Origin of the sequence: Acidisarcina polymorpha, from assembly GCF_003330725.1 — a bacterium.
GTDB classification, from domain to species: Bacteria; Acidobacteriota; Terriglobia; order Terriglobales; family Acidobacteriaceae; genus Acidisarcina; species Acidisarcina polymorpha.
In genome coordinates this window covers 1,942,041-1,967,784 of the sequence record NZ_CP030840.1, presented here as the reverse complement: position 1 = coordinate 1,967,784, position 25,744 = coordinate 1,942,041, and the positions used below count along the sequence as shown (strand labels likewise).

20 protein-coding genes and 4 pseudogenes are annotated in these 25,744 nt (G+C 54.1%); 8 read left to right on the top strand and 16 right to left on the bottom strand.

Annotation, left to right across the window (positions count from 1 at the left end; translation table 11 throughout):
• Positions 1–27 precede the first annotated feature (27 nt).
• The 4 genes from ACPOL_RS08575 to ACPOL_RS36110 all read right to left on the bottom strand — a co-directional run bounded on the left by ACPOL_RS08575 (position 28) and on the right by ACPOL_RS36110 (position 4,596).
• Positions 28–1,650 (bottom strand): NAD-dependent malic enzyme, encoded by a 1,623-nt coding sequence (locus tag ACPOL_RS08575; protein WP_114206683.1) that lies wholly within the window; start codon positions 1,648–1,650, stop codon positions 28–30.
• Positions 1,651–1,717: 67 nt separating this feature from the next.
• Positions 1,718–3,187, bottom strand: coding sequence for a class II fumarate hydratase (gene fumC, locus ACPOL_RS08570; RefSeq protein ID WP_114206682.1), 1,470 nt, complete (start codon positions 3,185–3,187; stop codon positions 1,718–1,720).
• A gap of 88 nt (positions 3,188–3,275) precedes the next feature.
• The gene (locus ACPOL_RS08565) at positions 3,276–4,139 is read right to left on the bottom strand and encodes an SDR family oxidoreductase (RefSeq protein ID WP_114206681.1); all 864 of its coding nucleotides are present in this window, start codon (positions 4,137–4,139) and stop codon (positions 3,276–3,278) included.
• Between the two features lie 124 nt (positions 4,140–4,263).
• On the bottom strand, positions 4,264–4,596 hold the full coding sequence (locus ACPOL_RS36110; protein WP_414633340.1) for a helix-turn-helix transcriptional regulator: 333 nt from the start codon (positions 4,594–4,596) through the stop codon (positions 4,264–4,266).
• Between the two features lie 787 nt (positions 4,597–5,383).
• Here ACPOL_RS36110 and ACPOL_RS08555 point away from each other — a divergent pair.
• Positions 5,384–5,914: an SDR family oxidoreductase gene (locus tag ACPOL_RS08555; RefSeq protein ID WP_414633363.1), complete on the top strand. Its 531-nt coding sequence runs from the start codon at positions 5,384–5,386 to the stop codon at positions 5,912–5,914.
• A gap of 125 nt (positions 5,915–6,039) precedes the next feature.
• Here ACPOL_RS08555 and ACPOL_RS08550 read toward each other — a convergent pair whose 3' ends face one another.
• The 3 genes from ACPOL_RS08550 to ACPOL_RS08540 all read right to left on the bottom strand — a co-directional run bounded on the left by ACPOL_RS08550 (position 6,040) and on the right by ACPOL_RS08540 (position 11,434).
• A complete protein-coding gene (locus ACPOL_RS08550) occupies positions 6,040–9,051 on the bottom strand; it encodes an ATP-binding protein (RefSeq protein ID WP_114206679.1) in 3,012 nt (1,003 codons plus the stop codon).
• Positions 9,048–10,334, bottom strand: coding sequence for an MFS transporter (locus ACPOL_RS08545; RefSeq protein WP_161557264.1), 1,287 nt, complete (start codon positions 10,332–10,334; stop codon positions 9,048–9,050). The genes ACPOL_RS08550 and ACPOL_RS08545 overlap by 4 nt, the downstream gene beginning before the upstream one ends.
• A gap of 902 nt (positions 10,335–11,236) precedes the next feature.
• Positions 11,237–11,434, bottom strand: a complete 198-nt coding sequence (locus tag ACPOL_RS08540; RefSeq protein ID WP_114206677.1) for an SDR family NAD(P)-dependent oxidoreductase — start codon at positions 11,432–11,434, stop codon at positions 11,237–11,239.
• Positions 11,435–11,731: 297 nt separating this feature from the next.
• Between ACPOL_RS08540 and ACPOL_RS08535 the strand changes: the two genes are divergently transcribed.
• From ACPOL_RS08535 to ACPOL_RS08515, 5 genes and pseudogenes are all read left to right on the top strand, one after another.
• Positions 11,732–12,124 carry a hypothetical protein gene (locus tag ACPOL_RS08535; RefSeq protein WP_114206676.1) on the top strand — a complete coding sequence of 131 codons (393 nt, stop codon included), beginning with the start codon at positions 11,732–11,734 and terminating at the stop codon, positions 12,122–12,124.
• A 70-nt stretch (positions 12,125–12,194) separates the two neighbouring features.
• Positions 12,195–12,461: pseudogene (locus tag ACPOL_RS34610) on the top strand (Tn3 family transposase); the annotation flags it as partial.
• Between the two features lie 66 nt (positions 12,462–12,527).
• Positions 12,528–12,752 carry a ferritin-like domain-containing protein gene (locus ACPOL_RS34605; protein ID WP_236657517.1) on the top strand — a complete coding sequence of 75 codons (225 nt, stop codon included), beginning with the start codon at positions 12,528–12,530 and terminating at the stop codon, positions 12,750–12,752.
• Between the two features lie 306 nt (positions 12,753–13,058).
• Positions 13,059–13,856 (top strand): alpha/beta hydrolase, encoded by a 798-nt coding sequence (locus tag ACPOL_RS08520; RefSeq protein WP_114206675.1) that lies wholly within the window; start codon positions 13,059–13,061, stop codon positions 13,854–13,856.
• A gap of 695 nt (positions 13,857–14,551) precedes the next feature.
• Complete coding sequence (locus ACPOL_RS08515) at positions 14,552–15,493, top strand: hypothetical protein (RefSeq protein ID WP_114206674.1); 942 nt, start codon at positions 14,552–14,554, stop codon at positions 15,491–15,493.
• A gap of 1,009 nt (positions 15,494–16,502) precedes the next feature.
• Here the strand turns inward: ACPOL_RS08515 and ACPOL_RS36830 are convergent.
• From ACPOL_RS36830 to ACPOL_RS08485, 8 genes and pseudogenes are all read right to left on the bottom strand, one after another.
• A complete protein-coding gene (locus ACPOL_RS36830) occupies positions 16,503–16,847 on the bottom strand; it encodes a catalase-related domain-containing protein (RefSeq protein WP_275066510.1) in 345 nt (114 codons plus the stop codon).
• Between the two features lie 119 nt (positions 16,848–16,966).
• Positions 16,967–17,958: pseudogene (locus tag ACPOL_RS35860) on the bottom strand (catalase); the annotation flags it as partial.
• Between the two features lie 604 nt (positions 17,959–18,562).
• Positions 18,563–18,976, bottom strand: a complete 414-nt coding sequence (locus ACPOL_RS34600; RefSeq protein WP_236657327.1) for an MBL fold metallo-hydrolase — start codon at positions 18,974–18,976, stop codon at positions 18,563–18,565.
• Between the two features lie 76 nt (positions 18,977–19,052).
• A pseudogene (locus ACPOL_RS36105) lies at positions 19,053–19,241 on the bottom strand (MBL fold metallo-hydrolase); the annotation flags it as partial.
• Positions 19,242–19,441: 200 nt separating this feature from the next.
• Entirely contained in the window at positions 19,442–19,774 is a 333-nt protein-coding gene (locus ACPOL_RS34595; protein WP_236657326.1) for an alpha/beta hydrolase family protein, read from the bottom strand.
• Positions 19,775–20,000: 226 nt separating this feature from the next.
• A pseudogene (locus ACPOL_RS36100) lies at positions 20,001–20,186 on the bottom strand (alpha/beta hydrolase); the annotation flags it as partial.
• Between the two features lie 306 nt (positions 20,187–20,492).
• The gene (locus tag ACPOL_RS08490; RefSeq protein ID WP_236657324.1) at positions 20,493–21,359 is read right to left on the bottom strand and encodes an alpha/beta fold hydrolase; all 867 of its coding nucleotides are present in this window, start codon (positions 21,357–21,359) and stop codon (positions 20,493–20,495) included.
• 67 nt (positions 21,360–21,426) lie between these two features.
• A complete protein-coding gene (locus ACPOL_RS08485) occupies positions 21,427–21,642 on the bottom strand; it encodes a hypothetical protein (protein ID WP_114206671.1) in 216 nt (71 codons plus the stop codon).
• Between the two features lie 701 nt (positions 21,643–22,343).
• Between ACPOL_RS08485 and ACPOL_RS08475 the strand changes: the two genes are divergently transcribed.
• Positions 22,344–23,126 (top strand): alpha/beta fold hydrolase, encoded by a 783-nt coding sequence (locus ACPOL_RS08475; RefSeq protein WP_114206669.1) that lies wholly within the window; start codon positions 22,344–22,346, stop codon positions 23,124–23,126.
• Between the two features lie 400 nt (positions 23,127–23,526).
• Positions 23,527–24,546, top strand: coding sequence for a phthiocerol/phthiodiolone dimycocerosyl transferase family protein (locus ACPOL_RS08470; RefSeq protein ID WP_161557263.1), 1,020 nt, complete (start codon positions 23,527–23,529; stop codon positions 24,544–24,546).
• A 562-nt stretch (positions 24,547–25,108) separates the two neighbouring features.
• Here ACPOL_RS08470 and ACPOL_RS08460 read toward each other — a convergent pair.
• Positions 25,109–25,696, bottom strand: coding sequence for a TetR/AcrR family transcriptional regulator (locus tag ACPOL_RS08460; protein ID WP_161557262.1), 588 nt, complete (start codon positions 25,694–25,696; stop codon positions 25,109–25,111).
• Positions 25,697–25,744 lie beyond the last annotated feature (48 nt).

Genomic DNA, 25,744 nt, shown 5'->3' with positions numbered 1-25,744 from the left:
ACGCGTTGCCCAGCGGCTCCCGTATGATTAGGAGGGGTATTCAGCTTTGTACTCAAGCATCGTCACATGCTTGTCAACCGAGTCTGGCTTTGGGATGCGTGCCAATCCTAGCTCGAATATCCGTTGCGCGGACTTCACCGCAGTGACGTGCGAGGTCGCTTGCACACTGGCTTGTGGCGGAAAAAGCATTCCTTTATCCAGCTGCTCTTCCGTGACCTGATCGGCGACTGCTCGCGCCGCGGCGATGAAGATCTCGTCCGGTACGTGCTTAGCTTCTGTCGCTACGATCGCCATCCCCACAGCCGGAAACACGTAGAAGTTATTGGCCTGACTGGGAACCAGTGTTTTACCGTTCAAATCGACGGGGTCGAACTGCACACCCGCGGCATAGATCGCTTTGCCTTGCGAGAACTTGTAAGCCTCCTCGGCCGTGCATTCAGCATGGTCCGTCGGATTTGATAGGGCGAAGATCACGGGGCGGTCGTTTAGTTGGGTCATTGTCTCAATGACCTGCTGTGTGAAAGTGCCTTTTACGGTACTGACACCAATCAGAACAGTCGGCTTCAAAGCTTTGATGGCCTCGCTGAGATCCTTGGCAGGCTTTTCTCCGTCATGCACGTACTTCTGTTGTTCCGGCGTGATGTCCTTCCTCGATGGCTCCAACAGGCCGTTCAAGTCGAAAAGAGAGATCCTCGCCTGAGCTTCTTTTTCGCTCAGCCCCTCCAACTTCATCGCCGAAACGATCATGTTTGCGATGCCGATACCGGCCGAACCTGCTCCCAAGAATAGAACGCGCTGATCCTTAAGATTGCTTTTCGCAATTTTCATCGCGTTGTACAAACCTGCGACCGTGACGCTGCCCGTGCCTTGAATGTCATCGTTATAGCAGCTGATCTGGTTGACATAACGTGCCAACAGCCGAATCGCATCGGCGCCTTTCCAGTCTTCAAAGTGAATGCAGCACTTGGGGAAGCGATCCAGTACGGCATCAACGAATTCCTGCACAAAGGCATCAAGGTCATCGGTTGTTGGGCGCTTCTGCTTCAAGCCCAGATAAAGAGGATCGGCAAGCAGCTTCTCGTTATCCGTTCCGCAATCCAGGAGCACCGGCAAGAGAACGTCGGGATGAACAGCGGCACAGGCGGTGTAGAGCTGCAGCTTCCCGATTGGAATGCCCATACCGTTAGCTCCAAGGTCGCCGAGCCCTAAAATGCGGCCGCCTGTCGAGACGCAAATGACCCGAACATCCTCTACCGGCCAGTTCTTCAGCACCTCCTTCAGCTTGCCGCGTTGGTCATAAGAGACATACATGCCGTTCGGTTTGCGGTAGATATGTCCAAACTCAAGACATGCAGTACCGACGGTCGGGTCATAAACAATCTTCAGAAACCGAGCAGGATCTGTCGCTATCACGGCATAGAACAACGTCCGGTTGTCATCTGCTAGCTGCGTCAAATAGATGTACTGCTCGAGGTCGTTGTTCTTTTTGCTGAGTTGGAAAAGACAGCGCTTGACTTGATCTTCCAGCTTCTCCATAGTCGGAGGGAGGAGGCCGATCAAGCCCTTTTCTTCTCGTTCCTTTTGCGTGAAGGCTGTTCCAAAGTTCTGCTTCGGGTCTTCGAGCAGCGCGACTCCAGCGAGGTCTGACATGATTTATCTCCTAGGGTGTTGTTTAGTAGTCCCTTTGTTCTGAAAGGTATTCAGGTCGATTTGGACGCTAGACTTCGAAGATCAGCGTGGTGTCACCAACCATCTTCTGCGGGTTCACGATTTCGTCGAACTTCTTTTCATCAATCTCCCCGGACTTTGTAGCCGCCTCGCGTAAAGTACTACCGTCGTTCTGCGCAGCGTAGGCAATCTTCGATGCTTTTTCATAACCGATCACCGGGCTCAAAGCCGTGACGAGCATAAGCGAGTTCGCGACATACCCCTCGATCTTCTTCTCGTTGATCTTGGTGCCCTCGACAGAGAACAATCTGAACTTTTCACAACCGTCGGCAAGTATCCGTGCGGAGTGTAAGAAGTTGTTGATGATGATCGGTCGCATAGCATTCAGCTCAAAGTTGCCCTGTGAGCCAGCAAAAGCAACCGCTGCGTCATCGCCAATCACCTGAATGCAGATCATGACGATAGCTTCGCATTGAGTCGGGTTGACCTTGCCCGGCATGATTGAGGAGCCTGGCTCGTTCGAGGGAAGAATCAATTCGCTGATACCGCATCGCGGACCCGATGCAAGCCATCGCATATCGTTGGCAATCTTCATCAGTGCAACGGCCAAGCCCCTTAGTGCTGCATGCGCCGCAACCATCGCGTCGAGCGACCCCTGTGCGGCAAATTTGTTTGGGGCGGTCACAAAGGGAAATGTTGTCAAGTTGGCGATCTCTTTCGCGATCTCGACGCCGAAGTGTTCCGGTGCATTCAGACCGGTGCCGACCGCAGTGCCACCAGCCGCCAATTGATAAAGCTCATCGAGCGATGCTTCGACCCGCTGCAGGGCTTGACGTATCTGTACCGCATAGCCCGACCATTCTTGACCTACGGTGAGGGGAACCGCATCTTCCAGGTGAGTTCGTCCAATCTTAACGACGTCCTTCCATTGATTCGCTTTGTTCTCGATAGCAGTAAGCAACGCTCCTACCTTTGGTAGAAGGACTTCCCGTAATTCCTTGACCGCTGCGATGTGCATTGCGGTCGGAAAGGTGTCGTTTGAACTCTGAGACAAGTTCACGTGGTCGTTTGGATGTATTGGGTGCTGCGAGCCTACCAGGCCGTTGGCGAGCTGAATGGAGCGGTTGCTGATCACCTCGTTGACGTTCATATTGCTTTGAGTGCCGCTACCGGTCTGCCAGACAAACAGCGGGAAGTTCTCATCAAGCTTTCCGGCAATGACCTCATCGGCGCTCTTGATGATGAGGTCGGCCTTCTCCTTCGGAAGACGTCCGAGCCGGGTATTTACCAGCGCCGCCGCCTTCTTCACAACGCCGTACGCGTGGTAGACCTCGATCGGCATGTGGTCGTTTCCGATGGAGAAATGGATCAAGGACCTCTGAGTCTGAGCTCCCCAAAGGCGTTCTGCAGGTACTCTCACTTGCCCCATCGAATCGATCTCGACTCGCCATTTCTCATCGAGAATCGTTCCAGGCTTATAGTTCCCATCCTTAATTTCTGTGTCCGGGATGTTTGGCATTGATCTCAACCTTTCTTGGTAGGCGGCTCTGGAATCTGACAAAGATATGAGCTGCGCGTGGGCGCCCATTCGGCTCAGGCGGGGATGGCTACTTCCCAGGCTTCGTCGGGGCAGGAGTTTCCGGTGTCATCTCGTAGCACTTCTTGACCTGCTCTGCCCGCTTACCGAGATCGTCAGTGGTTTTCTTGTCCCACGGCGCCATAATCAGTTGCTTGGTCTCGTCAAGCATCGACTTCGGTTCCAAGTTGCGATACGTATCGAGTTCACCTGCCGCTACTGCAGTGAGCGTGGCGTAAACCGGCTCGGGATCGAATTGCGCTCTGGGAAAGGCTAACTTCGAATAGTTAAACAGTCGTTCGGAGGGTTCGTCTTCCCAGCTCTTCCAGGTTTCAAACCCCCGGTCATTGAAGCCGGTGAGGAACGGTCCCGGATTCACGGTAGCGACCTCAATCCCAAACTCCTGAAGTTCCATTTTCATCGTCTCTGCAACTGCCTCAATGGCGTGTTTGGAAGCCGAATAGATACCGGTGAACGGGTTTACGTTGAGGCCCTCTCGCGAAGAGACCCAGACGATTCTCCCTTTTCCGCGCTTCACCATCTGCTTAGCAATTCCTTGCGTGAGAAGGATCGGGCCGATGACGTTGACTTCGAATTCGCGCCGCATGTTGTCCCCTGGAATGTCCACGACAGCGCCGCCTTCAAGGACGCCGGCATTATTCACCAGGATCTCGATACCCCAGTCGAGGGCCTTCTTTCGATCCCCCGCAACTGTTACATCCAGCTTCTCTACCTGAAGCTTCACACCGCGAGCCTTCGCATCGCGCTCAACGGTTTGCTTTTGCGCCCATATTTCTACTGAGGCAATTACCTCGAAACCTTTCTCGGCCAGCCTCATAGCGGCTTCGTGCCCGAAGCCGGTGCCTGCTCCCGTGACCAAGACCTTCTTCATCATCCTCCTCCTATTCGGGTTTTGCGGTGCATTGGCCCCTCCACCGCTCACTAAGCAGAGCTATGAATACCCAACCTTATGTAACAATGTTATGGCTGAAGCTGTGTGACTTTTATGTCTAAAGCTCTCAATCTGGCACCTCATTGCGTCGTTGATCTCGGTAGATGCAATCGCGAACGCGTGGCGTCTCCTTCTGTCCTGGGCGCTGGCCGAACAAACGCGCGTACTCCCGGCTGAAATGGGACGCACTTACGTATCCAACTTGAAACGCAACGCTCTTGACACTTCTATTCCCGCAAAAGAGGAGCCGCCTGGCTTCGAGAAGCCGAAGGCGTTTTAGGTACTGGTGTGGGGACAAAGAGGTCAAGAGTTTGAACTGGCGATGCAACGTCGCTGGGCTCATGTATACAAGAGCCGCTAGGTCGTCAATACATACGGGATTGCTGTAGTTTGCATGCAAGTGCTTTACGGCGTCAGATGCGCGAACCCCTTGGCCAGCTGTAACCAGGCGCTGCGCAAGCTGCCTGCCGCCCGAACCCGACAGTAGCCAAAAGCAAATCTCTCGCAGCAGACTTGTTAGCTTGAGATCTGACGCTCCTAAGTTCTTCGGAAGAGTGGGTCACACGTCACCCTACGGCCGCCGGCATCTGGCTACTAAGCGTACACTTGCGATTCATTGATGCGCTGCTGACGCTGGGTGACAGGAGTGGGCAACAATTGACAGCTATTGGCAATTTCGAGCTCTATGTGCCACATAAAGTTGGGTGAGAGATTGTCGAATGAGATGTCTGCGCCGTTGTTTCAGAGTGCGAGCTATATGGATTACTTTGTCACTCGCCAATAATATGACTGACTCGCATACGCCTAGGTGCTAATGGATCGGGAAGGCGTGTCGATCGAGGTAGGGGGCGACGTGGATCACGCGAGATGCCTCTTGTGAATTCGAGGGGCGTTCTCGACTAGCAGGAATGCGCTAAGCTTCGCGGGACGTTGGTGTGGCGTCTAGCGATCCTCCTGCGTCTCCTAATACTCCGCGTTCCTCGTACACTTGGAGAGAGGCTCGTACTAACAGTTTGGGCCGTCACGGGCCGGGATCAGAGTTACGCGTTCTAGAGGCTACGGATGAACGTCTTTATTGTAGGGGTTGCTGGGGCAACAGGATCTCGTGTTGCGAGGCTCCTTGCGGATCGGGGAGACGTCGTCTCCGGTCTCTACCGAAGACCTGAACAAAAAGCGACCATAATTAAATACGGCGTCGCAGGCATTTTAGGCGACATTTCCGACATGTCGGGGCTGAGCTCGCATCGGCGGCCTCAGGGGCTGACGTCGTGGTATTTGCAGCAGGTTCCGGAGCCGAGGATCCCGACTCGATGATAGATGCTGTCGACGGGGATGGGGTGAGCAAAGCAATAGAAGCGGCGCGTCTGGCGAACATTTCGAGGCTTTTATTGGTGTCGGTGTTTCCTGAGGCTTGGCGAGAACGTCAGATGCCGAAGAGCTTTGAACACTACATAGAAGTAAAGAAGAGAGCTGATGTCTGTCTCGCTCGGAGCCCACTTGATTGGATTATTCTCAGGCCTTCTGTGTTGACCGATGGTCCCGGCCAAGGACTCACCAGCCTGGGCCCAGCTGAGAATCACACACAGATCCCGCGCGACGATGTAGCCGAGACGATCGCAGTACTCCTGCACATGCCGGGGGTGCGACGAAGACTTCTAGAGGTCACCGCAGGTGGGACCGCTATTAGCGAAGCCGTCGCCGCGGTAGTGAGCAGGTAGCAACCGATGACGAGAGCCAACTCGATGACGAGAGTATCGGACCGGTGCAACGGTCTTCGCCTTTGTTGGTCGATATATTCAGGGCAGCAAGATAGTCAGCACCGCATTCGGCGCTAAAGTTAGGATCAATCGTGTTTGGTCGTCACCATCGGTCTCATTGTTGGGACGTTATACGCAGCTGATGACGCCAAGGTCCTTGCCTCGGCCAAAAGCCTGGCGCGCCTCCCAAAGTCCTCGGTGGGGAACTCTTCCTCTTCGTCGCTAAACTTAGTTATTGGGCAGAGTAAGTTGACAGCGCTGGAAAAGTCTCCGCTGTCGAGCGCTGTCTCTGCAAGGTCATTCGCCACCCTTAACTCTAGGAAGCGGCTTCCGTCTCTTTGGGCTCCCTCAAGGGCTCGGCGTCGCCAGGCGTCTGCCATCGCATGCTCTCCAAGTGCCTCGAGGACACTTCCCTTGATACGCATTAGTTCTGGCAGGCACCAGCGCTCCTGCAGCTGATGCTGCAGCTTTAGTGCCGACTCGATAGTCTCCTGCGCTTGCTCCCGTTGACCTGATCGAAGCAAAATCTGGGCCAAAACTCCGAGGTACATTGGTGTACGAAACACAAAGTTGTCCTTGACGAGATCTTGGATAGCGGACTGAATTTCCTCGATGGCATGATGGCCTCGCGCTTGACGGGCCACATGTTCGTAAAAACGTTGAACTGGGTCCCACAAGGCAATATTTTCTACATTCAGTATGTCTCGGAGCATCTTTGTGTAACGCTCCAAGGTCTCGATGTCTCCCATCCACAGTGCGAGTGGCATCGCAAAGAGTGCTAGCACGTGTGCCTGGCCAATAAGTTGACGCGCCTCACTCGTTCTTGAGAGAAGCTCCTCGATAGCGCCAACTGCACTACGAGGGCGGCCACTCAACCAATTAGCGAGCGCGAGTGTTGTCTGAACACTGACGAGCCTCTGCAATCCGTAGCGGGAGGCTGCTCGCGAGATGGAGAGTCCTCGATCAAGCTCCTTCGCGAGCTGCTCAAGTTGAATCCGCACCTCGACAACATGACCAAGATGGATACTTACGAAAGCTCTTAGTCGTGCTTCGTCGAAAAGAGAGGCTTGATCATTCGCGTGTTCCGCGATACGGGCAAATTGATCCAAGACTATGATCGCCTGATCGCAGCGCCCTGTGTACACGAAGAAGATGACTCTTCCGCAGTGCACCGCTATCTCTTGATCGACCCCACCGTCTAAACGGGCAACTTCCAATGCTGTGTTCCATGCATTGTCCGCCTCGCTGCGGAGCCGTCGGGCATGCAGAAGTCCCCAGGCCCGTGAAGTTGCGAGTTGAGCTCCGCGCTTCAAACCTTCAGGAAGCATGACGCAGTGTTGTAAGGCTCGGTCGACTTGGTAGAGCTGATCGATAGTAGAAGACTGCTCGTTCCAGAGACGAATCGCAGCGATGGCGAGACTAATGCCAAGCGTTGGGTCACCGCTTGCGCCGAAACACCAGTCAAGTGCTTTGCGAAGGTCCGCCGCTTTTTCGCCATAGCGTGTACGCCAAAGACGATTGTCCACCCAAGACCATTCGGTTTCGGCCTTTTGTAAGGTGGTAAGCACGCTCACTGCGTGCTGGTGGTGTGCATCACGTGCGTACGGATCGTTTATCAGGTGTTCCGCCGCGAAGTCTCTGGCACTAAAAAGAAGTTGGTAGCGCAGTTGTTCCCCATCAAGGTCAGCCGAGATCAAAGACTTGGCAACGAGTCCGCCGAGTGCGAGCGTCGTGGTGTATGGGCTGTACCGCAGAATGCGAGCCATGCCGGCAACCTCGGTCCACTCAAATGGTCCGGCGAAGACCGAGAGAAGGCGAAACAGCATCGCTTCTTCAATGGAAAGTAGTCGATAGCTCCAGTCCAATGTCGCCCAAAGAGTGCGGTGTCTTGCGTGGCTTTTCTCCTCTCCTTGGCCAAGTTGAGCAACGCGCCCCCGAAGGGATTCGAGTAGCTCTGACGGTGAGAACTGGTCGAGTTTTGCGGCTGCGATTTCTATCGCTAGCGGAAGACCGTCAAGCCGCTCGCACAGGTCAGCTATAGCTTGAGCATCTTGGTCGTTTAATTCGTATCCAGTGCTCTCAAGAGCGCGGATGGCAAAAAGCTCTACCGAGGGATAAGACATTGCATCCATGGCACTGTTTATTGCCTTTGGACCTGGAACCCCCAGCGGTTCGATGCGCTGTAAATGCTCTGAACTGACTCCGAGAGGTTCACGGCTGGTAGTCAGAAGACGTCCTCGCGCCTTCTCCTGGATGAGTTGGGACACGATCGTTGCTGCAGCGTGCAGTACGTGTTCGCAATTGTCAATCACGATCAAAGCGCGCTTATCGCGCAGATGACTGCGCAGAACGGGAACGAAGTCGGACATCTCCGTGCGAATGCCAACACTTGTCGCAATTAGGTGAGGCACGAGCGTCGGATCACTACTAACAGACAAGTCGACGAAGTGAATGCCGTCAGGGTATTTCTTGCGTATGATATGCGCGACTGCTATCGCTAAGCTTGTTTTTCCTACACCGCCTGGACCGACAAGGGTGACCAGGTTAGTGAATTCGAGCGCTCTCGCGATGGCCTGGAGATCGCGTTGACGACCAACCAGAGTCGAGGGGACAGGGAAGCCGGAGGCGGCCTGCTGATCAATTGATGTGTAATGCTCTTGGTCAATAAGCTCCTTCTGAACTGGGGCGACAAATTGGTATCCGCGACCCGGTATGGTGGCTATGTATGTCGGGTTTGGAAAAGTGTCTTCTAAAGCTCGCCTCAGACCGCTGATGTGGACCTTCAGATTTGCCTGATCGACAAAAACATTCGGCCAAGCAAATTCGATAAGGGCGTCTTTGCTTACCTCCTCTCCCGTTCGCGTTAGCAGTAGATGCAAGACGTCGAGCGCTCTTGCGCCAAGCTTTACCGGAGATCTCCCTCTAATCAGAAGCTGCCGACTGGGGATCAGCCGAAACGGGCCGAACGTGAACGCAATTTCTTTTATCGTTTCGACTCGCACCGCATTTATACCAGGTGGTGTTCCGTCAACGGGTTGATTGTCTCTCAACTGTGAGTCTGCCGATACCTCCCACTTTACTTGGGGCTGCAGGTTCATTCTGAGCTCCTCATAGAACCCTGAAGCACCGCGGAGTAGATCCTCCGCTGAGCGACGAACAGACAGGCTGCCGCAGCTGCGCTGAGGGCTAGCAAAACAAAACGGATACTCGCCCAGTGACCACTGTTCACTTCAACTAACTTCGCTATCATCACCGGACCAAGCCACAAGCCCAGCCACACGAATACTTGAATCCAAGCCGCCAGGTAGCCACTTGTATCTGCGGTTGCATCCTGGATAATGGCCCACAAGACCACCTGTCCGATTCCGACGAACACCATGCCTCCGCATAAACAGCCGACTAGTGCGGAAGTGCGATGCATCGAGATTCCGATGGCGAAGCAGATCCCGCTCCCGACGGACGCCAGTATCCCGAGCGGCACACGCGCGGCGAATAAGGATCCAGTTCTCTGATAGACGGCGTCTGAAAGGATACCCGCGGTAAACAAGGCAAAGCAGAGCGCAAGGTACGGTCCGGTGGTTATCCAGCCGATCTCGGCCATGGAGCTGTGGCGCTGACTTCTAAGGTAGAGTGGAAGCATAACGACGACGAAGCTCTGCACGCCGGAGAAAAAGAAATACGCTGCGGCCAGAAGATGGAATTGAAGCTGTTTGAAGTTAACGAACAGCGTTCGCATTGGGATCACTTGGCTCGGTAGTGCGCGGGTAAAAGCGTGACGAGATCGCTTCACTGCCAGAACCATGATGGCACCGAGTATGATACCGGTCCCGCCAAATGCTAGAAGAGGAAAGCGCCAGCCGTGCCGAATCGCCACCTGAGTCGCAATCGGTCCACTCAAGAGTTTACCCAAATACCCGGCGCCGAACAGAGCCGCTGAGCCACGCGAACGAAACCGTATCGGCACGTCGGTCTTAAGTAGCATGATACTCGCAACCCAATCCGGTGCTTGGGCGGCCCCCAATGCCCCTCTAAGCACCCCCAAACTCACGGGGCCGACTGCAAACGCGGTTGAAAATACTGCCATGGACCAGGCGATCACGCAAAACCCGATCGTGAGGGCAGCTCCGAGGCGGGCTGCAAGCCAAGCGCTCGGAATTTGGCAGATGGCGTAGCATAGCGCCATCGCCGAAAGAACTTGAGTGATTGAGACAAGATCGAGGTGGAATTCCGCCTGCATCATTGGAGCCAAGACGACCATGGCTTGCCGGTCGAACTGAGTCAAGAACGCTGCAGGCAGAATGATCGCGGCAAGTGTGAGCCACGACCGTTCGGCGTTGCAATCGAATTCGACGTTCGCATGCTCGCTTAGCAATGGTTTCACAGCACCACACATCCAGCTATAGATTCGTGACAACAGTCTTTGGCCCGTGATCGGCTTGCCAAAAGCAGCGGAATATTGTTCAAATCTTGCGATTTACGCAAAGGGCAACTGATCGACTGCATCCGGGTATTTGCCCCCCACATCATAGGAAACTATTATGCAGGGGAATGAAGGTCAACAAGTCCTGCTTAACTGTCTGGGACGGAGCGGACGGCGGCACGCACTCGCATACGGGTAAACGTCTGAAAGTACTAGCTTGCAGTTGGCCTTGCCAGCATCGCTTCCAATGCAACAGACAAGAGTTTCGTCCTGGTGGCACCTCCCGGGCTAACGTGACATCCCTTGGACAACGGCCATGACGTAACCTGCTAGGGCCTCTGCATCGATCTTCGGCGTCAGCTTATTCACTGATGAGTCGGCAACAATCTTCCTTTGAAGACTCCTCTAGATGTTGAGCCGTATGCCGCGCAGTGCTTTCTGGACCTCCGCGGCAGCAGAGCAGCTGACGGCCGAACCGCCAGTAGACATCCCGCTGGAGTGCTCTCACCGGTGAACCCGATCGCTGACGCCTGACACAGGCCTCGAGCCGCCTCGCTTGCACTAGATGCCTGATCGATGATCGATTCTGAAGTCACGTCCCCTGAGCCGCCGAAGTGCTCCTCATCTTGACCCTTGAGCGTGTAGCAGGTCGAGCAGAGACCCAAAGGTCGGATCTTCCGACTCCGCACAGGCGATGCAGCGAGCGTCACATCTACAGCTGGTGTACGGTCATACCCCTCTCCTTGTTCCCGATACCGCCATCTGCATTCATGAAGTGATCGAGAGCGCAATTACGGCAGCATCATCGGAACCAAACGACTGACCGCTGGGTGCATTTAGGCATCGTAAGCACTCGGAGGGTGTCATGCCCAAAGAAGAGGCAACCGCGACCACCAGGCGTTCTGTTCGAAATGTTTGTCGATTTCAGGATGGATATCCTCTGCAACTAAGTGGGCTCCCTCAGCAAGGAACAACTGTGTCGTCGCCAGGCCGATGCCGCTAGCGGCTCCCGTAACAATCACAACCTTCCCGGAAGGCCAAGTTTTCGGCCAAGGCAACATCCTAACGCTACGCCTCGTAACTTTAATGAGTAGATTCGTAATGAGAGCTCCTCGCGTGAGATCGACTTGCAAAAAGCAGCGGGAGATTTTACAAATCTTGCGAATTACGTGAAGGAAAGCCAATCAACTGCAACCGCCTAGTTCCGAATCACATCGGAGCAAAGGACTGCCGTCCGGGTAACGGTAGCAGGTCACGCCTGACTAGGATGGGTAGGTTCGTATATACCCAACTTTCATTCGGATGCTTCATGTCGGCCATCCGACATTGCATTTACGGGCTTTTTATCCTACTTTGCCATGCCAAACGCCTTCGAGACCAGCGCGCCCACAAAGGTCCTGATTTACGGACTTGACCCGCCGTTGCTTGAAACGCGCAGTTGGATGTTGGAAAAGGCAGGCTATGAGGTTTATCCCGTAATGGAACTCGCGGACGCCGACCGGATCCTGCGTTCGAGGCATATAAACCTTACCATTCTGTGTCACACGCTCTCCAAGGAGCAGCAGGCGACGGTCCTCGCTACGGCCCATCAGTTACGGCCAACGATGAAGATGCTGCTGTTGACGGCGGCAGCTTTCCAATCGCTGGACGGAACGGCTGAGGAAGTCTTCTATACCTTCGCCGGTCCGCGCGCGCTCGTTGCGACCATAAATCGCCTTATGGGTCGTGAAAATGCCTCAATTACAGGGTAGTTCCGCGCTCCAAACGACGGTTTTATTTACCGTCTCACTTAGTTGCGCATGCTCATGAAGGCCGCTAAGCTCTCTCATGCACCTGCTGGAGTTCCGCTTTGCCCCGCGCATTCGCGATCTGGGCAACACGAAACTGTACGTCCCGAAAGGGACAACCAAACACGAGACACTCAAGCCTACGATAGGAGCCGCACTCGATCTCAAAACGATCCGCACGCATTGGAACGAGATTCCCCGCCTCGCTACTTCGATCAAGCAGGGCACCGTGACAGCTTCTCTCCTGCTGCGGAAGCTCGGCAACTATTCCCGGCAGACGAGCAGGGGAACAGATCTTCGCAATGACAGAGATATCGCCGAACACGTGCGGAAGATCGGAGGTATTACCCATCGCTCCGTCAGACAGATGAGCCGGTTGCGGCGTCTCAAAGATAACGATGCGGACTTTGTGACTCCGCAAGACATGCTGAGCGAATTGTTTGAAGACTATAAAGCTCTCGCTCTGAGCATGAAAGCGATCTATGCTCTCACTGATGACGCCGGAGATGTGGCGACAACAAGCGTCCTCGAGAACTGGGTCGACGAGACAGAACGCAGGTCTTGGTCTCTCCGGGCACCCTCTGGCAGATAGAGAGTAACGCTGTTCGGGGATCGACTGGTCAAGTAGCGTATCAACTCGACGCCACCTCTGTTGTTGATCGTTGGCAGTCAGGCTCCTCTCCAACACCAACTGCGGGTGCTTATAAGCGCGATGGTTGCGAGCAACTGGCACATACTTGATAGATTTCGACATTCTACATTGCCTCTGAATTGCGTCAGAACAAATGGCAACTATCGATTCGAGTATCACAGGTACTGCAGAAACCCTCTAGCGACATGTGTTCCGTGACCTGCATGTAGCATGCCCGAAACCACGTCACCCAGTCGAGGAGATACTATGAAAGCCCTTAAGTTACCTGCTGTAGGAAGGCTCATTGCAATCAGCGTCGCGATACTCATATGCATCGCAAACTTCGCCTATGCGCAGGGTTATAGAGGTGGCAAGGTTGGCACCGTGATCCTCGTTCACGGAGCATGGGCTGACGGCTCCAGTTGGAAGGAAGTCATCCCGCGCCTTGAAGCGAGAGGAATAAACGTAGTAGCAGTTCAGCTTCCGCTCTCATCTCTGGCGAACGATGTTGCCACGGTGCAACGAGCGATTGCGATTGCCCCGTCACCCGTGATTCTGGTTGGCCATTCCTACGGAGGGGCCGTCATTACTGAGGCGGGTAATGATCCCAACGTGATCGGTTTGGTGTATGTGGCCGCGTTCGCGCCTGATGCGGGTGAATCTACGATGACGCTGAATGCTCTTTATCCGCCCTCCCCGGTGGTGGCGGATCATCTGATTGCTCCTGATGCCGAGGGATACCTTAAGCTTCTTCCGGAAGGCATCCTGTCAGATTTTGCAGAAGACCTCCCCGTAAGAGAGAAGACAACGCTTATCGCGACACAAGGGCCGATCACTGCAACGGCCCTGGATACGCCCATCACTACGGCAGCATGGAGAACGAAACCGTCCTGGTTCATCATCGCGAAGCGTGATCGCATCATTCAACCGAAGTTGGAAGAGTTCGAGTCGCAACGGATGCACGCGGTGACGAGCGTGGCTGATTCCTGCCACGTAATCATGCTATCTAAACCGGAACATGTCACCGACGTTATCAGCGGTGCGATGCGTTCGCTGGACAGATAGCAGACGTTTCTTCACATCGGGCCCACGCAAAGATCATGGGCCTCATGCGGAACGGTGCTGGCAGCCGCAGCAGTGCAATGCTGAGTCTCGGTCGTTCAACAGAAGCCCGTCGAAAGCTGTGGCGCCCGCAAGTGCTACTAGAGAGCGCCGAATCGCTTGACGCGCGATTCCCGTAGAAGAACCCCAACGCTCCCTGCAAGAACGACCTTGGGCGTCTTGAGAGCCTCGAAGATGTAGCGATGATGGAAGTGGCCTCTCACAAGCGTTGAACGGACCTTCCCCGAAGTGCGAACGAAAGGAGCCTCAACAATGAGTGAAGAGCAACAGCAGCAAGTGCCACTCGCCGCTTCGGAGGAGCAAAGGCTTGAACGTCTGGAGGAGGTACGCGCCCTTGAGGCATCTCCTTAATCACGGCTTTACTGATGCGATTACAGTCAATCGTTTGAGGGATCCAATGGAGGATCTTGAAGCACAACTCCTTCATGAGCGAAAAGAGGTGTGCCGCGGGATAAAGGCGATTCCTGCTGTGCGCTACTGACTTCTCCGTGTGCAAGAACAGGAGTGGGCCGTTCTCGATAACTACGCGAGCGAGGGCGCACTCTTACCAGAAGTGTGGCCGGTGGGGACGGACACGCAACTGCTCCGCGAGCCATGAGCTAGCCAATCATCAAAGGGGCTGAAAGGAGCCGAGAGGCATGAAGAAGATGATGAGAGGACGCATGCAGTTCTTTCTTTGCGCTTGTCTCCTATACAGCGGCGCCGCACCCGCTCAAGATGACTCCGCTACGAAGGAGCTCCGTACGTCGGATCTTTCGCAACGGCAAATCGAGCAGGTTTCTGATCTTCTCGGGTTAACTCCCACCATAAAGCGCTTGCAATCACTTCAAGACGGGGAAAACTGCGGAACGACGGCAGGATCGCTTGAGGCGCTGACACTTCGCCAGCTTGTGTTGGAATCTGTTCAAGCTGCGAGCCTGGATGTCGATAGCGCAATGGGTGTGATCGCGAACGAGCGCGGCACACTGTCAAATCTGCAGACATCACTGAAAGCCAGTCGAGACAAGACAGTGGCCAGACTGAACGCGGCCGCATTGATCACCGGTTCTGGCACCGGAGCGGCGGTAAGTGCGACCCAGTTTACGACACTGGGAGCCAAGGTCAATAACGTCGGAGATGGAATTGGAATAGGGTCAGGCATCGCGTCAACGGTCCTTGCCTACTTGGCTGTCCGAAAACAACGTGGTCCAGAGGGACGCGTATCGGACGAGACCAACATGCTTGCACCGCTCTTCGACCGCCCGCCGTCCCTCAACACGTTCTACCCTCCTGTCGTACTCCAATACCTTCAGCTTGTCCCCCCAGGGCCAACTGCAAGTCATGGAAGTCGCCTGGAACAACTCAAGGCCGAGTGGATTGCGTCGGGCCGACTGAATTCCTCTGACGGCACCAAGGATCAAATGAAGATAGTAGCTCTGACGACCGGCGGTGCGGAAACGCGCGTGAGGGTATCGATCGATGATTTGACCGACAGGATTGCCATGCTCGGAGATGTAAGTGGCCGCATAGCCCTGATGAAGCGTGACCTGTCGCTCGTAATGCGGTTTGGTGTGAGGCGTCCAATGTGCCCGGTTCAATGACGTAGAGGGGTGTTCCAAACCATAAGAGGTTTGAGAACTCGAAAGAGGGATAGGCCGATCATCCCAACTGCAAGGGACAGATATGAATGAGGTAATCCGATGAAGCGCAAACACGCTTCCACTCGTCCGAGGGGGCATAGAGGGTCTGGCAGCAGAGCTAATGCACGTCGAGCAGGAGACGCACTTTCACCTTAGCGACCCCAGAGACGGTCGCGGCTCCAGGGGAGGTGGCAGTAATCCTGAGATGTTTCAACGGACGGCAACAGTAGGCTTTTGTTTTACCAAATCTCACATCCGTGGAAGGTCCGAGTCAAACTTACCTATCTGCGCCTCCCGGTTCAGATGCGACAAGTGCCTCCTTTCTCGACCGGCAGTACGCGTTAGGAAGTTGGATGGGATCAGAAGCAAACTCGATTTCTAGCGCGGTCTTGTACGAATTGTCAGATCGATCGTCGACCAAACCGTCGGAGAAACGAAGACCCGCGGCCCGAGACGCTCTCTTCCGTTTCCTGCGGATGGGGTTGCCGCTTTATTGAGAATAGCGTGTGACCACACCTTATGCGGCGGGGAGGATTGGGTTTTCGCTAGTCGTCAAGCCCTAGGAGAGCTACGTGGCCAAATACATTGCTCGTGAGACACGTCTGACCGGCTGCGTAAAGGGCCGGAATCGCCAAGAGAATAGGATGGCATACTTTCCGTCATAACGTTTGCCAATCTCCTTCAATCCACGGTCGCCTCTTTGTTCTTGAATGCGATAAGAGCACTTGCGGAATAAAGAGAGAGCACCTTCTGCTTCCGATTATCCCTTAGCGCGATATAGCTCCCGGCTCGATCTCAAGAATGCATTCAAAACACCGAGTCCGGAGCAAATCGAACGGAAGACTGTCTAGTGGCGTTTGCGGCCAACTCTTTTGCACTACACACAAGCGAGGGATGGGATCCTATGCCAGAAACAGCTTCCATCGAACATACGACCTTCGGACTGATGGTCCGATGATGAGAATGAGAATCAGACTTGGGTCGTGACATTGAGTCCAAGTGCGCGCGATACCCCTTCTCCATGAGCCGAATCAGCCTTTGTGCAGTTCTTCATATGGCGAAGAAGTACTTCCTCTGAAGCTCCTGAAATCGCACGGGTGGTGTTTTCGAAGAGAACCTGCTGTTGAGCCGGAGTCATCTTGCGGAAGAGGTTGCCAGGTTTCTCATAGTGATCATCGTCCAAGTAATGGTCCCAATGATCAGCATCGCCATGTAGCTCGAGCGCAGGATCAGCATACTTCGGTTGATTGTCCCATGTCCCATACGAATTCGGGTTGTAGCTGATGGTCCCGCCGAGGTTACCGTCGGTTCGCATGGCGCCGTCCCGGTGAAACGTCTGATGGAATGGGCATCCTTTCGCTGAATTGACAGGGATGTGGTGAAGTTGACGCCCAGCCTGTAACGTTGCGTGTCCCCGTAGGAGAATAAGCGCGCCTGAAGCATCCGATCCGGCGAGAAGCCAATGCCAGGAACAACATTCGCGGGGGAAAACGCAGCTTGCTCGACTTCTGCAAAATAGTTTTCAGGATAGCGGTTCAGTTCGAGAACTCCAACTTCAATTAGTGGGTAATCGGATTTTGGCCAAACCTTCGTTAAATCGAACGGATTATGCTTATGTTGCTTTGCCCGGTCTTCTGTCATGACCTGGATATACAGCGTCCAACGAGGGAAATCCCCGCTATCGATCGCGTTGAGAAGATCACGTCCATGCGTCTACCGGTCTCCCGCTACCAGCGCTGCGGCCTCAGCATCAGCGAGATTCTCAATCCCCTGTTGTGTGCGGAAATGAAACTTCACCCAAACTCGTTCATTGTGAGCGTTGATCATCGAGAATGTATGGCTGCCGAATCCGTGATGTGTCGGAAGCTCTTCGGTATGCCTCGTTCTGACATGACAATCGTCACTTGATGGATGGCTTCGGGAAGACTGGTCCAGAAGTCCCAGTTGTTTTGCGGGCTGCGGAGACCGGTCCTGGGATCACGCTTAATCGCGTGGTTCAGATCCGGGAAGCGTAACGGGTCTCGAAAGAAGAAAACGGGGGTGTTGTTACCCACAATGTCCCAGTTTCCTTCTTCGGTATAAAACTTTATTGCAAACCCGCGAATATCGCGTTCTGCATCGGCCGCGCCGCGTTCGCCGGCTACGCTCGAAAAACGCAAAAAGAGAGGAGTTTGCTTGCCGATCTCGGAAAATATCTTTGCTTTCGTGTACTTGGTAATGTCGTGGGTCGTGGTGAAGGTACCGTAGGCGCCCCACCCCTTCGCGTGCATTCTGCGTTCCGGGATGACCTCGCGGTCAAAATGAGCGAGCTTCTCGATCAGCCAAATATCCTGCAATAGGACAGGCCCGCGGGGACCTGCGGTGAGTGAGTTTGTGTTGTCGGCAACCGGTGCTCCGGTCGCACTGGTAAAGATTGTGTCTGCCATCGTCGTCCTCTCTAATTCATGGTTTCGGTTATGCCATGGGAAGAAGCAACCTTTCGTTGGCATCCCGCCGGCTGTTGAATTTCGGTTGGCAGCTCGAACTCCTGGTCCGGAACTGTAATCAACCTCGCGATCGCCAATTACATCCCTCCACACACCCTCATTCGAGGTCTGCGAAGTTTCTCTGTCCTTAGCTTCTTCCCGTGCCACTGATGATCCATCCCTAGGTAGTGCCGCGAGGTAGTGCCACGGCATTCGGTCTCCTGACAAAATCAAGAGGCATGGTTCGACCATCCAGCTCGGGCGGCTTAGGCTTTTGGGGAAGACGATGGCGGAACAGGGGAGAATGATCTTGAATGTCGTGCTTGTTGGCATGTTCTATAAGCAATTGAAAGCTCGTGGCGATTAGATCATGAGTCTGATCGCTCAAATGAATAGCAGAAGAAGGCGCCTCGACTACCGCCGGCGCGGCATAAATAAATTCGCGGCAATCGTCATCAGAAATAGTGAGATCCCACGCATACAAGCTCCTTCAACCACCTCGCCGAGATGTTGTGAGTTATCCCCTCACCTGGATAGGTTGACCGGATGCGTTGTGGTATCGATGCTAAGGTTGCTTTTTCACCGCATTTGAAGCTTCCCAGAGAGAGCCAGGATTGGCGCGGTCTGGGTGACGCGCGAGCATCGCTTCGTAGAGCTCATGGGCCGTCGAGGTCGATCTGTTGAGTTCGTCGAAATCGCGAAGATACTGCCGGGTTTCGGCGATGATGCCCGGAGCGTCTTGATTGTCCGGCTTCTTGTGCCCTGCCACGACTGCAGTCGGGCTCAAGCTCTCGATTCGGTCAAGCGTTTCTATCCAATCCCGGCGAGTACGAAGATCGGTCTCTCCCAGGTAGACGTGAATGCCGTTGTAGACAACGTCTCCACCAACGAGCAGCCCGGCGGATGGTACATAAAGGCAGGTGGATACCGCAGTATCCGTATGACCGGCGTCGATGATGACTAAGTCGTGACCTTCCAATTGGAATCTGTCGCTCTGCAATCGGCTGAGCGGTCGTCAATGAGTCGGGAATTTGGCCCGGGAAGAGCCGTCGCCAGAATCCATCAATTGAATCGGGAGCCAGATGGGCCTGCATTGCAGCGACAACGGCAGGTGTGGCCAAGGCTTGTGCGTTTGGAAATCGTTCCAAGATAGGGACCAAGCCGAAGAAATGATCGCCATGGCCGTGCGTCATGTAAATAGCGGTAAGATCCTTGCCGCTCGAGCCTACCCAGTCGAGTAACATTTGAGACTGGTCGGCTGTAAGGAATGTGTCTACAAGTACCGTCGCGTTCTCCAAAAATCAACGTCGAAGAGTTCGCCACCCAAGCCAAATCTTCCTTGCCGCGAGGAAGATCACGCGTGAGTCCTGGACGTTTAATCGTTAGCACATCCCACTTCAGACTTTCATTGCTTGTTTCTTTTGCAGCCATGCTCTCTCCTCAGTCATCCAGCACGTTCTAGAAGTGCGTTTCGATCACTCGCCATAAGGTGTTCGTCGAACCATGCAGTAGCAGCTGCGGAGGCCGCTGAAAACTGCTCGACATATGGGGCAAAATGACCTCCAGCCAGAAGTACGAGGCGCTTTGACTCGAGGGCCCGCTCGTAGGCTTCGAGTGCCAGATCGGTGACGGTCAGCCTGTCTTCTCGTGCCACGATGAGCATCAGCGGAGTGGGAGATGCACGCGATATCCAGTTTCCCGGCTCGTACATCCGGGCTTCTCGTATGGATCGCAGAGTAAATTCGTTCTCCCAGAGTCCTTGTGGTAGGGGCTGCATGTAAAAAATCGATTGCCTCCTGCGTCTGATATGCAGCGGGAATTGAAGCATCGGAAATCACGATTGCTTGCCGGGCAGGCGGTTGCCCGCGCAGTTGAGCTCTTTCGTCCTCGTTGAATGCGCTTTCGAGCGATAGCTGGATGTCAGGCGAGACCCTTCTGAGTCCTTGCTCAAAACCGCTGATCGTCGGGACTTGGGCTATCACGCACCGGAGGCGGCGGTCAGTAGCGCCCAGAACAATAGCATGGCCGCCAGCGTAGCTTGTTCCCCATACACCCAAGCGCTCCGAGTCGACCTCTGGCCTTGCTTCGAGATAGGAGATCGCTCGCCGCCAGTCCGATATCTGCGTCCAGGGATCAACATCGCCGCGAATCTGACCACCACTTGAGCCGAAGTTGCGATGATCATGCACCAGCACCACAAAGCCCGCGCGGGCAAATGCAGAGCCATCGGTTCAATGCCATGCTCCTGTATTCCCGCGAAGCCGTGCGCCATCGAGACACCCGGGCGGGGTCCTCCTCGATCTGGGAGAAAGAGCCAGGCACCGAGTTCAATCCCTCCATCCAACGGTATCTTTACATAGAGTTTCGCATGCATAAAATGGCCTCTTCTAACCCTCGCTAATATCTAAGGCTTCATCGATCTCCGTTTGCAAGACAGAGCCACGCACCTTACCTCAATAGCTCCTGTTTTCCCGCCACGCTCAACATGCTGCCAGTCACTTCACGTTCTTGGCGAGAAAGGCGAGGATGTAGTCAGCTATCGTCCTGGACGCCTCCTCCAAGGCAAAATGACCAGAATCTACAAAGTAGATCTCAGCGGCTGGCACATCGCGCTTGAAAGCCTCAGCTCCGGCTGGAAGAAAGATGGGATCGTTTTTCCCCCACACGGCCAGAACGGGAGGTTTGTTCTTACGCAGTGCATCGTGCCATAGCGAATATTGTTTTACGTTGTTCTGGTAATCATAGAAGAGCGCAAGTTGTATGACGTCGTTACCAGGACGGTCCAGAGTCATCTGATCAAATGTGTAGCTATCAGGGCTGACATACTCCGGATGGCTGAATCCCTTCGTATATTGAAACTTTGTCACTTCGAAAGTGAGAAGGTCCCTCACCCTCTTTTCATTTGCGGGGCTCTTGTCTTCCCAATACGGGATGATTGACTCGGACCAGAAAGGGCTCAATCCTTCTTCATATGCGTTGCCGTTCTGCGTGACCATTGCCTGAATTCGATCAGGGTGCTTCAGGAAGAGGCGGAACCCAATCGGAGAGCCGTAGTCCTGAATATAGATGCTGTATTTCTTGACACTGACTGCGTCCAGGAAGTGATCCATTACATCCGCGATATGGTCGAAGGTGTAGTCGAACCGTTCGGCAGGCGGTTGGTCACTGTAGCCGAATCCCGGCATATCGGCTGCGATGATATGGTAGTGGCCTGATAATTCCGGGATGAGATCTCGAAACATGTGTGACGAGGAAGGGAATCCGTGCAGTAGAACGATCGTTGGGCGAGACGGATCTCCCGCCTCGCGATAGAAGATATTCACACCGTCTACCGATTGCGTCTTATAGCGAACTTGGTCCACGTTTTGGCTCCTTTCACTTGCTATTGCGGTTAGCGTTATCGCGAGTGTTCCGATGCAGATCAAGAGATTAGGAAGAAGTTTCATGATTGATGCCCTTTTCTGGGTAAGCTTCGCATCTGCGAATATCGTGGTGACAGCTCAGGAAGCTTTCAAGTACTGCCGGTGAGTTCGCCATAACATTCGCCATGCCCAGATCGCGGCCCAACTTCGCCTTGACAGCAGCCAGCATTTCCTTGGCTTTGTCTGTGGTGGTGGTATGGTCGTAGGATTTGTAACGCGACATCGTAGCTCTCCATCTGGCCGGATCGGCCCAACACGCGGACCCGTTATTTAGATACCGACTGGTCGGTTAGGTTACAAACATTAGTGCGACTTGTGCTCGGCAGCATCGTTACCCCGTCTATCGAATACGTGTGTTAAGCACATGTTTTTGGGCAACAACGGTGATGCATCGCTCCTATGGCTGGCCGGGTGATTGCTCTAACGAATGCGGGATGCAACCAAAGGCATAACGGGACGGGGTTCTCGTCCGCCTTGGGGCCGCCGGAGTCACACCCTTGAGGGAGCCCATACAGCGTCAGTTCTTCGGGTGTCGCGTCCGAAATTGCCGGTGTTGTGTCATGGCGTTTGAGCGCAGCGAGAGATATCTTCCTTCCTGTGAGGTCATCTCCAACTCTATTCCGACCACTCGCATGCTTGTGGCGATCGCAGCGTCCGCAGCGACAAGCCTAGAGCGTCCCAGGGGCGCAGCCATGGATGAATACCAATCGAAGATTCTCGTTGCATTTGGAATGGTCACAGCGTAGCGGCGATTCGATCTCGGCCGTCGTCGGGTGGACCGCACCGTTCCAGGGAAGGCATGACTCGAGATGTCATTTGTTTGTCATGTCTCTTGTGGTCTGTCATTCCGGAGAAACCGACCAGTCGGTAACCTGTTAACCTCGAAAAACATGAAAGGAAGCAATCTGTTTAGAGGGCCGAACTATGTCGAATAAATTTGAGGGATCCAAGGGTGATGTTCCGATTGTGCTGGTCCACGGGACATGTGGGAATTCAGAAGACTGGTCGCAGCTGCTAAGCGTCGTATCACCGAAACGCACTGTAATTCGACCCGACTATGGAAAGCGCTTCAGAGATCAAGGCCCCTCAAAGGCCCCCACACTGACTGATTTCGTGTTGGGCGTTACTGCAGAGCTCGATAGCCTGGGAGTCGAACGATTCGACTTGTTCGGTGCTTCGCTGGGTGCCGCGATCGCCGTTTCGATCGCAGCGGAAAATCCAGAGAAGGTGAACTCGGTCGTGCTTCAATCCGGATTCTCATTTGGCGGTGATAATCGCCTCACACTTCTGTTTGATCTGTGGCGGCACCTTGCCAAAACCGATAGGGTCGCCTTTACGAAATTAATCCTTGCGACGGGATTTACTCATCACTTCCTGGCTGCTTTCGATCAACCTACGGTTGAAGCCATTATTAAAGGCTTCGTCGATTCGAGTGATTGGTCCATGATTGACGAGGCAATTCGAGTTGACATGAGCGTCGACATACGGGACGCGGCGACGCAGATCAAGGCTCCTACGCTTGTTATTACCGCAAAGCACGACCAGATCGTTCCTCCTGACTACTCAGAGGCCTTGGCACAGTTGATTCCGCAGGCGAGCCGGTCTGAACTTGATTGCGGTCATCTCACATTCTTGGAGCGACCGAGTGAACTGGCAGCCGCGCTGCTTGAGTTCTTCGAAGCACATCATCAATCGTTCACGCGCTAAAAGAGCTCATGGAGCGAAGCAGAACGAAAACGCTTATTTCCGACAGAGCGCTGCGGTCCATCGGGCAAGCTCGAACGTGAATGTTAGAGGACCTTTGTGCCTTAATCGAGGATCTGGCCTCTTTTAAGCCACTAGAACGAATCATCTTTCCCCATGGCGGCACTCGCGTCTATCACCGTTCAAATGAAAGGAAAGCGGTACAAGTGTCTTTACAATCCCTCGTGTTCTCCGTCCCCTTGGAGCCGTCGAAGAATTTCTGTGGCTCTTCGATCACAGTTCCCCAAAGCACTTTTGCGTTATAGGCGAAGTGACAGGGGCAACCACTATCGCCGACTGGCGAAGAGCGCTCGATGCGTTACAGGCTCGTCATCCAATGTTGTCTGTCTGCATTGATACAAGAGTGAATCGTGTCCCTCATTTCACCGCGTCCGATGGATTTGAGATACCGCTTCGGATCGCCGCAGGAGGCTCAACCTGGGAGCGGGAGGTGGAGCATGAGATGCGCACGCTCTTTGATCCCAGAATGGCTCCATTGGCGCGCACTGTTCTCATTCACGAGCCTGAGCGAACGTTCGTAATACTCGTTGCGCACCACTCGATTGCGGACGGGATGTCCTCAGTCTTTATGCTTCGGGATCTCCTGACGGCGTTGGGCGGCGGTACGCTTTCAACATATCCATTTCCGCGTTCTTTGGACGAAATTCTGGGAGTTCCCGTCCGAACTTCGACGGAGCCAGGTGTCACCTTTTCTTATGATCTGGCCAGGACTTTTGTCGAGGCTCCGGTCTACGTCAGGAGCACTGTCGTCGGTGCAGAGCTTACAGAAGAATTACGGGAGCGTACTCATAGGGAAGGCGTGACGATTCACGCGATCATTTGTGCGGCGGTCGCTGCTGCTGGCAGGGAGGTTGATGCAGTCTGGAGAGATAATCCGCTCCGTATCTTCTCTCCTGTGGACATACGTCGCTTAGTCGGACTTCAGGATGAATGCATGGTTGCTTTCTCGAAAGCCAACACGATTCTCGAAACCAACTCCATGGGGGATCTCTGGGGGACGGCACGGGTCATTAAAGAGACTCTGCGTCCCTTTAAAACACAGGTGGGGAATGCGCCAGTGCTCGCAGCGATCAGCGAGGCCATGGCGGCCAATTTGGATGTCGAACAAGGTGCAGAGTTAAACCGCGCAGCCTTTTCGGAGGAGGTCATGGTATCGAACGTTGGACTTCTTCCGTATAGTCCCCACTTTGGAAACCTGAAGCTGAAATCTCTATGGGCCCCCGTAATACTCCGTGGCCATGCGCCTGAGCAGACCATTGGTGTTGCAACTGTCAATGGGCAGATCCATTTCGTGCATAGCAGCCAAAACCCAATCCCGGGCCTGCTTGGAGGCATTCAGAAGCAGCTCTCCCGAGCTGTTTAAGGGCGAAACACACGGCTAGGCCGCCGCCATCGAATGGTGTCGGCGGCTTCAACAACAATCATCATATGGCTGCAGAGAAAGGACCTCAGAAAAATGTGTAATAAATGGGTAGGAAGTCCCAAAGCTTGAAGCAATCACGCTTTGCGATGTTTGTGATATTGACAGTTGTAACCGTTGGAGCGACTCCGGCGGCGTTTGCACCAGCGGACAGAATGGCGAGTCCAGTAAATACACTTTAGAAATGGTGGGCGGTGGCGGCCTTGCAACCCGAAACGACCGCGCGGAAGCCAGAAATGATGGAAACCTTCTCGAGGTGTGGCGCGGAGCCACTAATAAAACTGTCTCGATGTCTCTCAACAACGGGATCCCTTTCCAGTCGAGTCAACCGACTGCTGAGATTCGGGCGGATTCTAACGACATTGGAAGTGCAGTCGAACTCGAGCCTATCGAAAGGGAATATTGACGAACCGACCTGGCAGAGGAATCGTCTCTCCTCAGAAATGCAGGTTGCTTCGGCAGGGCAATGCTTTCACATTTTTCGGTGTGGGAATCTGGCGAGAGTTCAATGCGCCATACTGATCGAATCGAGATAGAAATTCAAATGACGTCCGGCATTTTGAAGAAAGCCGGTCTTCTTATCAAGGCGATCCAGAGCCATCGCACCTTCGAGGAGAGAGATGAGTAACGCAGCCACTTCTTCCGGAACAATCTCTGGCCTCACCTGTGCTTGGCGTTGGCCCTCTTCAATGATCGTCACCAGCAGCATCCGCCATTGCTTCAAAGCTTCTCGGGCAGCTTTTTTCAGGGTAGCATTGCCGTCGTCGCTATCTATAATCGTGTTCAATAGCGGGCAACCGCCAGGGAACGAGGGACAGGACATAACGTTATCGACATGAATCTTGAGTTTCTCGATTGCATTAGTCGTTGTGTCCATTCTGACTAGGCGTGCGGCGCATGTTTCGTCCCACGCGAACTCAAAAGCGGCAAGAGCCAGAGCCTCCTTTGTGGCGAAGTGACCATAAAGGCTGCCCTTCTCTAATCCAACTACTTGGACGATGTCCTGCATCGAACAGCCCTCGAATCCCTTCTTATTGAAGAGGGGAGCTGCCTTGGTGATAATCCGATTGCGGGTTTCTGTTCCTTTGCTCATATCGATCCCGATTTGCCAGTCTTTGATAGTGTGACATGGACAAATGCC